The 15,074-nt window shown below is 53.4% G+C and carries 13 protein-coding genes; 6 read left to right on the forward strand and 7 right to left on the reverse strand.

The annotated features are described in order from the left end of the window. Positions 1–28: 28 nt before the first annotated feature. From ACS5NO_RS30170 to ACS5NO_RS30195, 6 genes are all read right to left on the reverse strand, one after another. Positions 29–1,030, reverse strand: a complete 1,002-nt coding sequence (locus ACS5NO_RS30170; protein WP_439418574.1) for a FecR family protein — start codon at positions 1,028–1,030, stop codon at positions 29–31. Then, on the reverse strand, positions 1,027–1,728 hold the full coding sequence (locus ACS5NO_RS30175; RefSeq protein WP_439418575.1) for an RNA polymerase sigma-70 factor: 702 nt from the start codon (positions 1,726–1,728) through the stop codon (positions 1,027–1,029). The genes ACS5NO_RS30170 and ACS5NO_RS30175 overlap by 4 nt, the downstream gene beginning before the upstream one ends. Before the next feature lie 218 nt (positions 1,729–1,946). Then, positions 1,947–2,621, reverse strand: a complete 675-nt coding sequence (locus tag ACS5NO_RS30180) for a YceI family protein (RefSeq protein ID WP_439418576.1) — start codon at positions 2,619–2,621, stop codon at positions 1,947–1,949. 65 nt (positions 2,622–2,686) lie between these two features. After that, positions 2,687–3,148, reverse strand: a complete 462-nt coding sequence (locus ACS5NO_RS30185; protein ID WP_114407183.1) for a MarR family winged helix-turn-helix transcriptional regulator — start codon at positions 3,146–3,148, stop codon at positions 2,687–2,689. Positions 3,149–3,288: 140 nt separating this feature from the next. Further along, a complete protein-coding gene (locus ACS5NO_RS30190; protein WP_439418577.1) occupies positions 3,289–5,247 on the reverse strand; it encodes a BamA/TamA family outer membrane protein in 1,959 nt (652 codons plus the stop codon). A 1-nt stretch (position 5,248) separates the two neighbouring features. Further along, a complete protein-coding gene (locus ACS5NO_RS30195; RefSeq protein ID WP_439418578.1) occupies positions 5,249–5,779 on the reverse strand; it encodes a GNAT family N-acetyltransferase in 531 nt (176 codons plus the stop codon). Between the two features lie 86 nt (positions 5,780–5,865). On the opposite strand from ACS5NO_RS30195, the gene ACS5NO_RS30200 reads away from it, so the two are divergent. The 4 genes from ACS5NO_RS30200 (at position 5,866) to ACS5NO_RS30215 (ending at position 8,346) form a co-directional block, all read left to right on the forward strand. Continuing rightward, positions 5,866–6,450, forward strand: coding sequence for a Maf family protein (locus tag ACS5NO_RS30200; protein WP_439418579.1), 585 nt, complete (start codon positions 5,866–5,868; stop codon positions 6,448–6,450). Positions 6,451–6,526: 76 nt separating this feature from the next. Then, the gene (gene moaC / locus ACS5NO_RS30205) at positions 6,527–6,997 is read left to right on the forward strand and encodes a cyclic pyranopterin monophosphate synthase MoaC (RefSeq protein WP_439418580.1); all 471 of its coding nucleotides are present in this window, start codon (positions 6,527–6,529) and stop codon (positions 6,995–6,997) included. Continuing rightward, positions 6,975–7,604 (forward strand): NTP transferase domain-containing protein, encoded by a 630-nt coding sequence (locus ACS5NO_RS30210; RefSeq protein WP_439418581.1) that lies wholly within the window; start codon positions 6,975–6,977, stop codon positions 7,602–7,604. The genes moaC and ACS5NO_RS30210 overlap by 23 nt, the downstream gene beginning before the upstream one ends. A 79-nt stretch (positions 7,605–7,683) precedes the next feature. Beyond that, entirely contained in the window at positions 7,684–8,346 is a 663-nt protein-coding gene (locus tag ACS5NO_RS30215) for a thiamine diphosphokinase (protein WP_439418582.1), read from the forward strand. A 6-nt stretch (positions 8,347–8,352) separates the two neighbouring features. Here the strand turns inward: ACS5NO_RS30215 and porU2 are convergent, their stop codons facing one another. Beyond that, a complete protein-coding gene (gene porU2, locus ACS5NO_RS30220) occupies positions 8,353–11,736 on the reverse strand; it encodes a putative type IX secretion system sortase PorU2 (RefSeq protein WP_439418583.1) in 3,384 nt (1,127 codons plus the stop codon). A gap of 293 nt (positions 11,737–12,029) precedes the next feature. Here porU2 and ACS5NO_RS30225 point away from each other — a divergent pair, with 293 nt between their 5' ends. Both ACS5NO_RS30225 and ACS5NO_RS30230 read left to right on the forward strand, forming a co-directional pair. After that, on the forward strand, positions 12,030–12,452 hold the full coding sequence (locus ACS5NO_RS30225; protein WP_114407178.1) for a PadR family transcriptional regulator: 423 nt from the start codon (positions 12,030–12,032) through the stop codon (positions 12,450–12,452). Positions 12,453–12,490: 38 nt separating this feature from the next. Further along, complete coding sequence (locus tag ACS5NO_RS30230; RefSeq protein ID WP_439418584.1) at positions 12,491–15,052, forward strand: PspC domain-containing protein; 2,562 nt, start codon at positions 12,491–12,493, stop codon at positions 15,050–15,052. Positions 15,053–15,074 lie beyond the last annotated feature (22 nt).

Here is a 15,074-nt window from a genome sequence, read left to right on the forward strand (position 1 = left end):
AACGGGAAGGTTGGTAAGGGTAGAAAGGCTATTCGAAAAAAGTGACGGTATTTTCTTTCTGTTTGTAATTGATTTCCAGCAATTCAGCCACCACCTGCAGAAACTCGTCGGCATCGTGGGCCTGGAAAGAACCCGTAATGGTGCGGTTGGCCAACGCCGGATTTTTTAGTTCCAAACGCAGGTCGTAGGTATCGCGGAGGAGATCGGCAATTTCCCGAACGGGGGTGCTTTTGAACACAAACCGGTGATCGCGCCAGGCCGTACTAACCTCAGGTTGAGCCGTATGACTTTGGGTTAACTGACCGGCGGGATTGACCCGGACGGCATCGCCCGGTTTCAGACGCAGACGACGAACGGGCTGGGTCGGACTGGTGTAGTTGAGCTGGATGGCTCCGCGACTCAGCACAATTTTGGTTTCCTGCGGTCGGTCATATACGTTAAATTCGGTACCCAATACCTCCACCTCAACGCCCCGCTTCGTATGAACGACAAACCGCTGGTGCGTTGGCGTATGCCGGATGGAAAAAGCCGCTTCGCCCGTCAGCCACACGGCCCGGGTTTGTGTGCCGAAGCCAAAACGCGGCACGCGCAGCGTCGAATTGGCATTGAGGGTTACCTGCGAACCATCGGACAGCGTTACCGGTCGGGTTTCGCCAAAGCCGGTCGCTATGGTCTGGTAAAGCAGCCGTTGCCGACCCGCGTAAAGTCCCGCCAGCAGCGAAAGCACCACCACAGCCGCCACCAGCCAGCGTGGCTGAACCGGCAACGGATGAATGCGGGTCGGCTGGTTTGCCGGAACTGTCGGGTGTTGTTGTTCCCAGCTTTCGATGCGATCCGTAAGGGTTTGCAGGGCTGCATCTTCATCGGCGATGTACTGGAGATGCTGGCGTTCCCATTCGTCGAGCCAGGCGACGTAGTGCAATTGGTTGGCCGGTTGCTGCAACCACTCGGCGATCATCGTCCGTTGCAAAGCCGTGGAACGACCCGCAAAATGTTCGAACAATTTTTCTTTCGTGATAACCGGTTTCATACGATGACGGAGGTTTGCGCCGATGCAGGGGAGCCCGGTTGCGTGGCAGGATGAACAAAGGCAAATGCCGTTAGCCAGCAAAAAAGGCCCAATTGGAGCGACTGGCGGAGTTGCGAAAGCGCACGGCTTAAATGGGCTTCGATCGTTTTCGGAGAAATCTGGAGTTCGTCGGCAATCTCGCGGTGCTTTTTGCCTTCAAACCGGCTCATCACAAACACGCGCTGGCATTGCGGGGGAAGCAGCCGAACGGTTTCTTCGATGCGCTGGTAGAGTTCCGTATACTGGAGCAGTTGCTCGGGATCGAGCGCAAAATCGGCGTCCATTCCATCGGCTTCGGTCTCCGCAGGCATCGCTTCCTGCCGAAATTCCAGCCGCAGGTGCGTGTAAGCCCGTTTCCGGACGGCAGCATACAAATACGCCTGATAGGACGTGGTAATGTGCTGGTGAACCTGGTTTTTCCAGAAGCTGAAAAACACTTCGCTCACCAGGTCTTCAGCGATGGTACGCGAGTGGACAAACCGAACCGCCTGGCTGCACAGCGTCCGGTAATACCGCCGAAAAAGCAGTTCATAGCCCCGCCGAGCGTCGCTCTCGAACGTCTGCCGAATCAGAAATTCGGTATCGATCACCACCGGTTCCGCAGGTGGCTGCCGGAACGGATTGGAGGGAACAGGATTATCGGGTAGATTTTCGGCCATCGACAAAGGAAGACAAACGGATCGGGTTTACTACTAAGTCCGCGAAACCGGGCTTATCCCCTAGTCTATTCGTAGATTTTTTTTTATTATTCTCAGATTCTCTCAAAAAACCACCATTCAATCCCTGAAGCATCCCCAAAGAATCTCAACCTATGGACACAAAAAAACCGCGTCCTGATGATCAGGAACGCGGTTCGTTACGGGGGTACGCTAAAAACTTATTTCGTTTTTACACCGGAGGCTGCATTGTCGGCCGTTGCCACAATGTTCATATCGACGGTGAAATCATCGTAGATCACTTTGTCGCCCAGGTTATCGAAGAACGACTTCGAGCCGTATTTAATCTCGAATTTAGCGCGGTTGATGGTAGCTTTACCATTAGCCGTCAGCGTGTTACCCGAAACGGAATACGTTACCGGGAACGTGACGGGATTCGTGATGCCTTTGATCGTCAGATCACCGGTTACATCAGCAACATTACCGGCGGTGGCTTTCACTTTCGTGATTTTGAACGTAGCAACCGGGTGTTTGGCAACCGAGAAGAAATCGTCCGATTTCAGGTGGTTGATCAGTTTGTCGTGGTATTCCTTGTTGTCTTTCAGATCGGTGCTGGTCATTGTCCGAAGGTCGATCGATACGACACCACCTTTCAACTGGTTGCCATTAAGGGTCAAATAGCCTTTTTCAGCTTTCACGGGGCCGGTGTGTTCGCCGGTCACTTTTTTACCATTCCAGGTCAATACGCTTTTATCGACGTCGATGTTGTAGGTTGTCGTTTTGGCGACACTCTTTTTGGCGTTTTTGTCGTTGCCGGAAACACCATTGTTAGCTGCTACGGGATTGCTGATTGCCACTGCCAGGGCTACAAATCCTACTAATACTTGCTTGTACATGAGATTAAATTTTAATTTAGGGAAATTGGTTGGTTGTAATTTGATTGATTGGTAAAAAAGGATTGCTATTCGGACGATCCGCGCAGTTTGTCGAGCAGGCGGTTTAACTCATTGGCTTCTTCTTCGGTCAGGTTATGAAACCGCTTTTCCCACTGATTCTGGTGCTGATCCATGATTTTCAACAGATCCAGCCCTTTTTCCGTGATCACGACGTCGACCGCCCGACGATCGTTGGGGCATTCGGTGCGCTGGGCTAATTCTTTTGCAAGCAATTTATCGACCAAACGGGACGCATTCGACATTTTATCCAGCATCCGCTCGGTAATATCCGCTACTTTGACCGGGTTAGGGTACTGTCCGCGCAAAATCCGGAGAACGTTGTATTGCTGAATGGTTAACCCATACGGTTTTAGTAAATACATCTGTTCATCGCATACCCACCCGTTGGTATACATCAGGTTCACCGTCATCCGGTGATACGGAGACCGGAACGATGTTGTCTGTTTGATGTCATTCTCGATTGGCATTGTCATTTTTGCTAAGTGAGGAACGGCTTCTTCGGTTCAGTTGCAAAATAACTATTTCACCTTTAATTACCAGTCCCCGTTAACGTTACAAATATACTGTCTATACATTTAATGTAACAACATTATATTCAAAAAAAGTTTCAGCGGTATGGAATAATTTCTGGTGCCGAGGTGTCGAAGTCGCGGAAACGGGCCGTTGGTATTCCTTCGAAGGCCGGGCGGAAGGGTGCCGGGTTGTTTGGAATATTGGGATACCAGGCAATCCTGATCTGGAAACTGTTGAAGGTCAGGTTTTCGTTCCGCAACCGGAAAGCCACGCCATAGCCCTGATAGAGAGGCCCCTGAAACAGTTTCCGGGTCTGGTAGGTGACCAGCCCGAGGTTGGCAAAGGTGACAATGGCCACCCGAAAACCGACGATGTTCAGGCGGGAGAATAAAATGTTTTCGAGATTGGTCAATAATAATTTCGTGCCGCGCAGTTCGTTGTTGTTGATCCCGAGTCGGTCGCGGCCACTCAGCGTCAGGAATTCACTGTCGAACCGCTGGGAGCCCATCGTATAGCGGAAGTTGATAAAATGACGCCAGTTGCCCCAGTTGGTCGTTCGAAGGGGGGTGAAGTAACTCGACTCCAGCGAAAAAACACCCTGCTCGACGGTGGTCTTGCTGCGCAGAAAACTACCGATACTCAACGCGCCGTACAGATAACCAAACGATTCGAGGTAATGCGCTTTGGAGTATTTGAAACCCAGGTACTTGCGCTGACCCAGCTCGGCATTATCGTACCCCGCCACAATGGACGCCAGACTCCCGAACGGAACGTCCTCTGTCCGGCCAAAACCGTAGATCAGCACATCCCGCACATAGCGCCGACGCGACAAACCAATGCTGAACAGCGTGGCATTCGTATTCTGAAACAACTGATTGGTATCCTGCCGCACTTCCGGCCGGTTGGTGAAAGCCAGTCGCGTAAACCGGGCGGCCACCACCAGCCGCGTCCGGTCGTCCCCTTCCCCCAGAAAACTGAAGAACGGTTTGAAGGCATAACCGGCCCAAACGTCATTATAATAATAGCCGAGTTTGGTGAGTTGAGCGCTGTCTTCGGAAAAGACGATATACCGGGGAAACCGGTTGTAACTCAGTTCGGCCGAACCCGCCCACTTGGTATCCGGTGTCAGAAACGGACGGTAGAAGCGAACCGCATATTGTTTTAAATCGCGGGTTTCTACCAGATCGGCTTGTCCCGTAAAAAACGTTTTGCCAATGTACGGAACAATATACCGCCCCCGGTATTCGAGTTTTTGAAAGGGATCATCGGCGTTGTATGCAATCTGGTTGGAAAAGGTGTGGGCCAGTCCCCGGAAGTTTCGCTGCTCCAGCCGCAGATCGAACCGGTTGAAACCGCCTACGCTACCCGACGGCAACAAAGACCAGACGTCCTGCGTGATGACGTAGACATCGACAAAACCCCGGCTTCCCTCGTGCGGCACCACGATGATCCGCGCATCGTGAAACACATTGGAGTTTCGGAGCAGCCGCTCGTTGTCGCGGAGTGTGTCCGGGCTAACGCGGTCGCCCTCTTCGAATAGCAGAAACGAGCGCCGGATCACCCCCTCGCGGGTGTCAGCATGAAGCTGGTTTGCCGTTCGTTCGAGCCAGCTTCGGGGTCGGCGTAGCGTATCGTATACGCTGGAGCCAAAAACGCCCAGCCGCCGGATGAAGATTTTATTGATCACCCGGCCCTGGTATTTTATAAAAGGATTGACTTCAATCTCATTGACATCCCCGGTTTTGATCCGGCTGTTGTACATGTCGTGAAAAAGCAGTTTATGGAGTTCGCGCGTAAGCTTGCGTTTGAACATCCGGTTTTTCAGGTTCGTGTAAAACAAACTGTCCCGTACCACCTGTTTGGCATCCCGAATGCCTTTCGTAATCGAATCTGCCCGGGTGAGCGAATCGCCTTGGGTGTCGGGAACGGGGATTTTAATTTCCTGCGCCACCGCAACCGAAACGGTCATCAGCAACCACACGATCGTCAGCCAGCCCATGCGAATGAGCCAGAACCTACTGGAATTGATCTGACGACCTCTGACTGGTTTCACGCTACTGTACCTCTTTTTTCATCCAGTAATCCCGCTGCCGTTCGTGGCCAAACTGAAAATAATGCCACCCACATTTCTGAAAACCCATCCGCTCATAAAAGCCAATGGCCCGTTTGTTCCGTTCCCACACCCCCAGCCACAGCGCTTGATAGCCTTCCTGACGGGCCCGATCGAAGCAGTTCTCCATGAGTTGTCTCCCCAATCCGTTCCCGATTTGACTATCCAATACATATAAACGCTGAATTTCGATGGCCTGTTGGCCTTTGAGCTGACGGGGCGGGCGGTTTCTTCGTAATTTCGCATAGCCCACCACTTCCTGATCGGAACCAACGGTTACTAAAAAAGTTGCTTTGGGGTCCAACAGTTCCTGACGGGTTTGTTCAACGGAAAAAGTTTCTTCTATATACGCTTCAACCAGTTCTGCCGGATTGTGTGGAGGCCCGAAAGCTTCCCGCATCGTCCGGATCGCCAGATCGGTCAGCGCCACGGCGTCATCCAGGGTGGCGGTTCGAATCTGAAAAGGTGTTTTCAAGACAAGTTTAGTTGTTATGTTTGCAGGGAATAGATGCTTTTGCCCCGTTAACCGTTTAAAGTATACGAATAATATTTCAGAAATCCATGCAATTAACCCGTCCCCTGGTGTTGGCATCCAATTCGCCCCGCCGACAACAACTGATGCGTGAAATGGGGTGTACGTTCCGCGTAGACGTTCGACCGACCGACGAAAGCTTCCCGGCAGACATGCCCATTGCCGATGTTCCGGCGTTTCTGGCGCGTCAGAAAGCCGACCGGTTTCGGGCTGATCTGGGCGACCAACTGGTTTTGTGCGCCGACACCATCGTCGTTGTCGATTCCGATATTCTGAACAAACCCGCCGATGCCGACGAAGCCGTGCAGATGCTCCGGCGGCTGTCGGGCCGGCCGCACCAGGTCATGACGGGCGTTTGTCTGCTGTCGGCCGAAGAAACCGTTTCGTTCACCGACGTGGTTACGGTGGTTTTCAATCCGCTGGACGACTATGAAATCAACTCCTACGTCGAAAAATACCGCCCCTTCGACAAAGCCGGAGCCTACGGGGTTCAGGAACCCATCGGCATGATCGGCATCCAGCGCATCGAAGGTTCCTTTTATACGGTAATGGGATTACCGGTTCACCGGGTTTATCAAGCTCTTAAGAGTTATGAGTTAAGAGTTAAGAATTAAGACGGGGCCGCCCGGCGGTTGGCTGACGCATTTACTTTTAACTCTTAATTCATAACTCTTAACTCTCAACTCATCTATGTTTACCCATATCGATCCCAAAGGCAATCCGTCGATGGTTGACGTCAGCGACAAAGCCATCACCCGGCGCGTGGCCCGCGCCCGGAGCATTGTGGTGCTGAACGACGACATCATGCAGCACCTGCAAGGGCAGGATATTCAGACAAAAAAAGGGCCGGTTTTTCAAACCGCCATCATCGCCGGCACCATGGCCGCCAAACGGACGTCCGACCTGATTCCACTTTGTCATCCGCTTGGTTTGGACAGTTGCAAACTGACGATTACCACCGAAGGAAACGAGGTGATCATCGAATGCACCACGGCCCTCGAAGCCAAAACCGGCGTTGAAATGGAAGCACTTGTGGGCGCGTCGGTGGCAGCCCTGACGGTGTATGACATGTGCAAAGCGTTTTCGCACGATATTGTGATCAAAGAAACCCGGTTGCTGGACAAAACCGGCGGAAAAAATGACTTTCACCAAAGCACCTGAACCAAGCTCTCCCCTGCTGGGTCTGGTGCTGGCCGGTGGGCGCAGCACCCGGATGGGTGTGGACAAAAGCACCATTGCCTACCACGGAAAACCGCAGTACGAACACCTCCATGATTTGTTAGCCAAGTATTGCGACGACGTTTTTTTGTCGGTCAATGTGGAGCAGGCCCTTCAATTAGCCAACAGCCGGTTTAAGCTCATTCCGGACGATTCGACGGTGAAGGGCCCTTTAGCCGGTATTTTGACAGCTTTCCAAAAGCAGTCGGCCCACCACGCCTGGCTGGTGGTGGTGTGCGATTTGCCGTTTTTATCCGAACAATCGATCCAGAAACTGGTCTTCAATCGAAAGAGCGAAACCATCGCGACGGCTTTCTGGGACAGCGACCATCGTTTCCCGGAACCGTCCGTCTGCATTTGGGAGCCAGCCGCCTATCCGGCCATCCTTCGGGGCATCGACGAAGGCACACCCTATCCGCGAACCATTCTGATGAACAATGCGATCGAGTTACTGGAAATCGAGGACGTGAACGAGCTGACGAACGTGAACACCCCGGACGACATATCTGAATTCCGTCAGCTATTGCAAAGAGGAAAACAGCGGTTGTAAATCTACCCCAGCGCATTGACCTACAAGGGCTTGTAAATCAACCTATTCAGGTTTATCATTCATAACTCATCATTCCCCAATGTCTTCTCACCACATTGTACGCGATAAACAGGAACCGGCTTTGCTGATTGCCAACGGCGAAAGCTGCGACCCGGACCTGCTGGGCCAACTGCTTGAATGGAATCCGTTCGTCGTTGTGCTGGACAATGCCATCTGGCGCGTGCTGGATCTGGACATCAAGGTGGACGCCCTGCTCGGCGATTTCGATGACCAGCCCGATTTCGACCTGATTCGCGAACGGCAATACCCCATCGAAATCATTCATACACCCGACCAGAACAAAACCGACCTCGACAAAGGCATCGAATTTCTGATCGAACGCGGTTTTCCGGCCGTCAACATCGTCTGGGCCACGGGCCGCCGGGCCGATCACACCATGACGAACATGACCAATATCATTCGGTACAAAGACCGGATTAAGGTCGTTATGGTCGATGATCATTCAAAAATTACGCCTTTGACCGGTTCTTTCGAAAAATGGTACGCCAAAGGCACGCCCATTTCGCTGATTCCGGTCGGCGCGGTGGATGGCATCATTACCGAAGGGCTTAAGTACAACCTGGCCGACGAAACCCTGACCTTGGGCTACCGAACCGGCAGCAGTAACGAAGCCGCCGAAGACGGTTTTGTGAAGATTCAGTACCGAACCGGCGATTTGCTGTTGATGGAATGCTGGGATTAAACCGGCTTAGCGATGTAACACCGCCTTGCCACTTTTCTGCCGCCCATCAGTCAACAACAACCGAAAGACATACAAACCGTTGGGCAGTGGCACCCCTCCCTGGTCGGTGCCGTCCCAGAAAACCAGATTCTCGCCCACCCGCACCGGTTGCCAAAGGGTGCGAACGAGATGGCCGTTCAGGTTCCGAATCAGAATCTGCCCCTCCCCCGGCGACTCCGGTCCCGAAACCGTAAACCGTAACCGGGTGTGCGTCGAAAACGGATTGGGCGTTGCCTGCACGGCGGATAAACTATCCTCATTCTGGACCCGAAACTGGATCTCGTACGGCCCCGGCCCGGCCCGGTTGCCGCTGACATCGGCCGCATAAATCTGCAATGCATACAGGCCATCCGCCAGATTCCGGGGCTGATAATCCAGGACAAACCGGTTGTCTGGTCCGGCCGGTTTCCAACTAACGTCAACACCCGACAGGGTTACGCGTTCAAAATCGCAGGTTGCACACGTTTTTTTCAGGAACACCTCAATGCCGACGGTATCCTGACGGATTCGGTACGGGTCTTCATCCTGCAAAATCAGACGAATCAGCGGATTGGCCGACACCAGGGCTTCATTTTTTAGTTGAATACCGTCAAATGTCACACTCAGCAGCGGGTTCAGGCGGTCGGGCGGAAACCGCTGGCCCGAATCCGGTAAGACCACCGTGTAGCCATCCGCCCCGGCTTTCAGGTCGAACACCAGCACATTGTTTTTTTCTTCCGACTCCGCAATCTGGTTATCCGGATCAACCGCAATTTCAAACCGGTTGGGCGTATCGGCATTGGGTAGTGATTCCGGTTTGAAGGCATAAAAGAGGGTATCGCGGTAGGCAATGGCGTTGTTCATCTTCGTACCATACGAGCGCATCTGCCCGTCGGCCAGCCGTTGCCGAACCGCCAGCCCCACCCGTTGCCCGGCCTCGAAACGCCCCGCGTTGGTCACCACCACGCCGAATCGCACGGAATCTTTTTGCGAACCCCGCTGGAAAACGCCCGACGAATTGACGCTGAAATCCGGTTTCTGAATGGGAAACAAACGCAAAACCGGGTCGCCCTGCAACACCATTTGGTGAGCATTGGAAATGTCGTAGGCTCCGCTGTATTGCGCCAGCACGCGCCGGGTGGTTTCTTGCTGAATCAGCCCAATCGGTTTGTTGAGAAAAGCCGTGTCGGCAAATAACGTCTGGTAGAACTGCTGGGTGTAGGTTTCGAGCGGCCCGGAATAGCCCGAACCGCTGTGCGCCAGAATCGCAATCGCTCCTTTGTCGGGCGTTAGCAGCCAGTCGGTGGACAAATTACCGACCGACCCGAAAAAGATATTTCCGACTCCGCAGCCGTTAAAAAACATCAGTGGATACCGACCCTTGTTGTGATAACCGTAAGACGGTTTGGAGGCATAGCCGAAATCCAGATCGGTCACGATGGGCGACGAGTGGCCGAAAAACGTCATCAGGGCAACGCCGGCATTGACAATCCCGCTGACATCGACGCGTTCCACCGGTTCGTCGGTCTGTTTGGCTTTGACGGTAATATTAGCCCCCACATACTGCCTGCGGGCGGTTTCGCTCACCCGATCCAGAATGCGCCGGAACGTGGTCACTTCAAAGACCGAACTCCCTCCGCTCAGGTGCAGTACCTCCTTCCGCCAGGGCTCGTTGACGGGTGTGCGTTCAAACTCCTTCACTTTTTCGAGGTACGCCAACACCTCCTGCGGATTCAGCGTGTTGATCCGCCCCGTCGGAATCGCCGGCACATTCGCCGGATAACCGGCCAGCCCTTCCGTCAATAACAGGTCGGAACCCGGCACATTGCCGATGGTCAGCACGAGGTCGCGGTAGTACTGATCCGCGCTCGTCCGCATGGGATAATACGCATTGCCGCGCCCGATCAACAGCATGTATTTGGTCGTATCGGCGGACAAAGGTTTTCCCGTCAGCATGTAATCAGCAAACCGGCGGATGGCCAGGGGCGTCCGTTCGCCGTAGCTAAACTGATTGAGCAATTGCTTCATCGTGACCACCAGCGTATCGTGGCTTCCCCCCGCTGCCGACGCCCGGTAGCCCGCGTAGGCTTTGACCGGATTCGCCACGTTGCCCACCGGTTTCATCAACGACTCGTGGCTGACCACCAGATAATTGTGTTTCGCCGGATCGATCTTCCGAAAAACCGTCCGCTCTAATCGCGAAGGCGTCAGCGTTCCGGCCGTGATCAGAAGCTGGCGCGGGGTTTCGGTATTGGGTACGATCAGTTTCAGAAGGGTCTGGTCGCGGACGGCGGTCAGACGGCGCGGGTGAACCGGATCGGTCAGGTCATACAGCAACGGATTGGCCGGAGCATCCGTCAACTCTACATACGACCGGCCTTGGGGATTGGGCAAAAGGTTGATGGTCTTCCGGGTCAGGTTACTCAAACTGAACGTCTGCGGGAACCGAAGCCGGTAGTAGCTCACCGAATAGCGGTCGGTTTCAAACGGACCATATGATTGGGTTGAAAGCGTTAATTCATTCGACGACGAGACATCTGCTGGCGGTACATCGAACGCCAGACGGCCCGCATTGAACCACTCGAACCGCGTGTTTGCCAGCGGAGACGACCCCGGAGCGGTTTTTCCCGAAAATACATTGACCAGGTGGGTGGTGTTATCGCGTCCGTTCAGCAACAGTTCCATGTGCGGTTTTTCGGGTGCCGTTCGCACCCAGCCGTCGAGCAGAAAGGTTCGGCTAACCAGGCTGTCTTTTTTCAACATCGGGCCGGTATAGCCTTCACCTTCTTCAAAAAAAAGTTCGTAGGCCGACGGAAAAGGCGAAGGCCCGCCGTTCGACTGGTTGATAGAGATTTCGTTGGTCAAAACCGTGAGTTGCTCGGCCAGATGATACGGCTCCGGTGTCAGGCCCTGCGCGTCGGTTTCGAAACTAACATCCATGCGTTTGCCCTTCCGGCCGTCGAGCCGCCAGGTCAGAAAGTAGGCAGCCGTATCTGAATACATGCTGTAGTACGGATGCGGCTGGGCATTCCGGGGGCGGTAGAGCAGTGAGTCCTGCCGACCGTCGTTTCGTTCGCCGATAAACTCCAGATAATCGTCCGCATCCAGTTTGTTGTCCGACTCGCCGGCTATGTAAATCGCCAGTTCGATACCCCGCCGAAATACCTGCAAGCTGGTGGGGTTGATGGAGGCCACCGAAACACCGGCTTTCTGCAAGTCGGCCGTGGTGAGTCGGTACACGCCGGGCTGGGTGATGGGGATCCGGTAGTAGGTTTGCCCAAATTCGATCCATTCGTTACCAAATTCAGTTGTTTGAGCAATCAATTTTAACGATAACAAACAGAACAAAAAGCTTAACAGGATGAGTCTCATGGCGTGGGTGTCTAAAATCCGGCAGCTAAACTTACAAATTAATATGCGCTTACGCCAAATCCGCCATTCATCTCATTATTTTTTCCGCTCATCATTTCAGCAAAGAGTATTTTATAAAGTACCTTGCATTGCATAGTACCTTTGTGTACCTTTGAACTATCAAAACTGGAAAGGTCAGGAGCTGGTTGGACACCAATTACTACGTGAACAACAACTGATGAACAACCGATTACGACCATGAATAACCCGATCAGCTCCTACCCCCGTCAACTAGTTAAACGTCATGCAGTGATATGAATATTGAAAATGCTCAAGTGCAAATGCGGAAGGGAATTCTGGAATTCTGCATTCTGCACATCATCTCGCGGGGCGAAGTATATGCTTCCGACATGCTGGAGGAACTCACGTCCGCCCGCATCATGGTCGTAGAAGGCACGCTTTATCCGCTTCTGACCCGGCTCAAGAATGCCGGGTTGCTCGATTATAAATGGGTGGAATCAACCTCCGGCCCCCCGCGGAAATATTACCTGCTGACCGAAACCGGCCAGGCGTCTCTGAAAGGAATGAACGATACGTGGCAGGAATTATCCGATTCGGTGAACTCGATTGTCAGTAAAACCGAAAAACACAAGGCTGCGATCAATGGATTGACGGCCGTGGAAACCTCGGTTCTGTCCGTCGAAAACAATCCCGAAAAGCCCAATCCGGAAAACTGACCTAAACACATCTCGACTCTTTCACACGCTTTGTTGCCATGAAAAAGACCATCAGTATTAATATAAGCGGAGTGATCTTCCACATCGAGGAAGATGGCTACGATAAATTAAAAGGGTATCTCACGTCGATTCAACACTACTTTTCGACGTACGAAGACAGCCAGGAAATCATTACCGACATCGAAAACCGGATTGCCGAAAAACTGCTCAACAAACTCAAGGCGGCAGAAAAACAGGCCAGTCCGCGCCAGGTAGTCACGCTGGAAGATGTCAACGAATTGATTCTGTCGATGGGAACGGTGGCCGATTTCGAAGCCATCGAAGAAGAAGACAGCATCGGTGTTGCCGCCAGCAGCCGTTCGCAGGCAGCCTACGAATCGGCCGCAACGACAGGTGCCAATCCGGAACCCAAAGCCGGCCCAGCCCCCGGAACGGGTTCGGTGCCTCCGCCCCGCCCGAGTGGTTTGCCCCCCCGCAAACTATACCGTGACCTGCGCCGGAAAATTGCCGGTGGCGTTGCCTCCGGGATTGCCAATTATTTCAATATCGACCCGGTTTGGGTGCGGTTGATTTTTGTGACGCTCATTCTGGCCCTGCCGCCTTTCAGCGGGATTTTCGGCCATGGCAGTGATGAATTCTTTGGCGGCATTTCCGGGTTTACCGTGATTCTGTACATCGCCATGTGGGTGGCCTTTCCGGGTTCCATGACGCTGGAAGACGACAAAAGTGTCAAGAAGTTTTACCGAAATCCCGACGATAAAGTCCTGGGTGGGGTTGCTTCGGGGATTGCCGCTTACTTTGGCATCGATGCCGGGGTGGTTCGTCTGCTGTTTGTTCTGACCATCTTCCTGTTCGGTACCGGTTTGCTGGCCTACATCGTTCTCTGGATCATCTCGCCGACGGCCAATACGTTAACCGAAAAGATGGAAATGCAGGGGGAGCCCATTACGCTCTCGAATATCGAGAGCAATATCAAGCGCAGCCTTGATATCAACGAAACCGCCGAAGAAAGTACGCTGGCCAAAGTTCTGCTGTTTCCGTTTCGACTAATTGCCACCATTTTCAACGGGCTGGCCAGTATTCTGGGACCATTGGCACGCGGCACGGTCTCCATCGTGCGGGTTCTAGCCGGGGTGTTTCTGGTCGTGGTCGGGTTTGCCATTATGGTGGGCGCGCTGGGCGTTCTGGGTACGGTTTTTGGCCTGAAAGGAATTCACTTCGGGAATAGCGACATTCCCTATATGATCCAGCGGGAAATCACCCCCCCGATGATTCTGTCGGCCTTCGTTGCGGTTTTTCTGCCCGGTCTGGCCATTGCAATTCTCGGAATCATGATCATTTCGCAACGGGCCCTGGTGACCACCGCCATTTCCTTAACGCTGTTGAGTGTCTGGTTTTTAGGCTTGATTGGTCTGGCCGCTACGGTTCCGCAGGTGGTCAATGAATTCAGCCGCAGCGGTCACATCGAGGAGACGGTGACGTTGCCGGTTCCGGCAGCCATCCCGACGCTCGACATCAATGACGAGGACGACAATGACAACGATTTTCATACAGCCATTGAACTGGAAGGCGTCGAGGGCACAGCCTGGAGCTTGCTCAAGCGTCAGGAAGCCCAGGGGCCTACCCGCCAGCAAGCCCAGCAAAATGCGCGGACTATCCTGTATAACTGGTCGGTAAAAGACTCGCTGATTCGGTTTGACGACAGCTACGAAATCAAACCGGGATCACGGTTTCGGGGGCAGGATATCGACCTCACGATCTACATTCCTTACGAACGCCCGTTCCGAATGACCGAAGCCTTTGCCCGTCATATTCGCAACGAGTTTGGAAACGAAGAACTGGAGCGCATGAAAACCAGTATCTGGAAATTCAGCAAAACCGATGGTCTGGTTTCCCTGACCCACCCGCGTGAACTGAACGACAACCGCTACGAGGAAGACTTCGATACCAACGACGCCATCGACGAAGCGCTGCGCAACGAGTTGGGAGATGATTTCCACCAGAAAGGTGAATACACCCGCCAGTTTGAAGCGACAAATTTCTCAAAAATCGACATGGGGGGTGCCTTTGCCGTCCGGGTAAAACGGGGCGAAACCTTCAAGGTGGTGGCCGATGGCCGTGAAGAAGACATCGACGATCTACGGGTTCAGGTTGAAAACGGCGAACTCCACGTCGATTTCCGGAACGAGGGTATTTTCAAATGGCGCAACCGCCGTCGGATCGGCATCACGGTAACGATGCCGGATGTGCAATCCATCCATTATTCGGGAGCCACGCAGTCGATCATTACCGGTTTCGACTCGCTCGACAACCTGGACATCGACCTGACCGGAGCCTGCAAAGCCCTCATTGACGTCAAAACCAACAAACTGGACATCGACCTGACCGGCGCTTCGAAGGCGACCCTGAGGGGACGCTCCAACAATGTGAACGCGCACCTGTCCGGGGCCTGTAAGCTCGATGCGACGGCAATGACAGTTGGCCGGGCCGACGTCGAAGCCGTCGGGGCCAGCAACGCGGAATTCGGCACGGTAGACGATCTGAAGTCGAAAACCAGCGGAGCCAGCAGCGTACACGGAAATACGAATCAGCCGCAATAGATGCAACGTTTTAATACGGTTT

Source organism: Larkinella fluvii (assembly GCF_051857545.1).
Lineage (GTDB): Bacteria > Bacteroidota > Bacteroidia > Cytophagales > Spirosomataceae > Larkinella.

Bases quoted from the DNA above. Each gene is read 5' to 3' on its own strand.
- ACS5NO_RS30180 (WP_439418576.1), bottom strand. From the start codon at position 2,621: ATGTACAAGCAAGTATTAGTAGGATTTGTAGCCCTGGCAGTGGCAATC.
- ACS5NO_RS30215 (WP_439418582.1), top strand. From the start codon at position 7,684: ATGTCTTCTCACCACATTGTACGCGATAAACAGGAACCGGCTTTGCTG.
- ACS5NO_RS30210 (WP_439418581.1), top strand. From the start codon at position 6,975: ATGACTTTCACCAAAGCACCTGAACCAAGCTCTCCCCTGCTGGGTCTG.
- porU2 (WP_439418583.1), bottom strand. From the start codon at position 11,736: ATGAGACTCATCCTGTTAAGCTTTTTGTTCTGTTTGTTATCGTTAAAA.
- ACS5NO_RS30230 (WP_439418584.1), top strand. From the start codon at position 12,491: ATGAAAAAGACCATCAGTATTAATATAAGCGGAGTGATCTTCCACATC.
- ACS5NO_RS30175 (WP_439418575.1), bottom strand. From the start codon at position 1,728: ATGGCCGAAAATCTACCCGATAATCCTGTTCCCTCCAATCCGTTCCGG.
- ACS5NO_RS30200 (WP_439418579.1), top strand. From the start codon at position 5,866: ATGCAATTAACCCGTCCCCTGGTGTTGGCATCCAATTCGCCCCGCCGA.
- ACS5NO_RS30170 (WP_439418574.1), bottom strand. From the start codon at position 1,030: ATGAAACCGGTTATCACGAAAGAAAAATTGTTCGAACATTTTGCGGGT.
- ACS5NO_RS30225 (WP_114407178.1), top strand. From the start codon at position 12,030: ATGAATATTGAAAATGCTCAAGTGCAAATGCGGAAGGGAATTCTGGAA.
- moaC (WP_439418580.1), top strand. From the start codon at position 6,527: ATGTTTACCCATATCGATCCCAAAGGCAATCCGTCGATGGTTGACGTC.
- ACS5NO_RS30185 (WP_114407183.1), bottom strand. From the start codon at position 3,148: ATGCCAATCGAGAATGACATCAAACAGACAACATCGTTCCGGTCTCCG.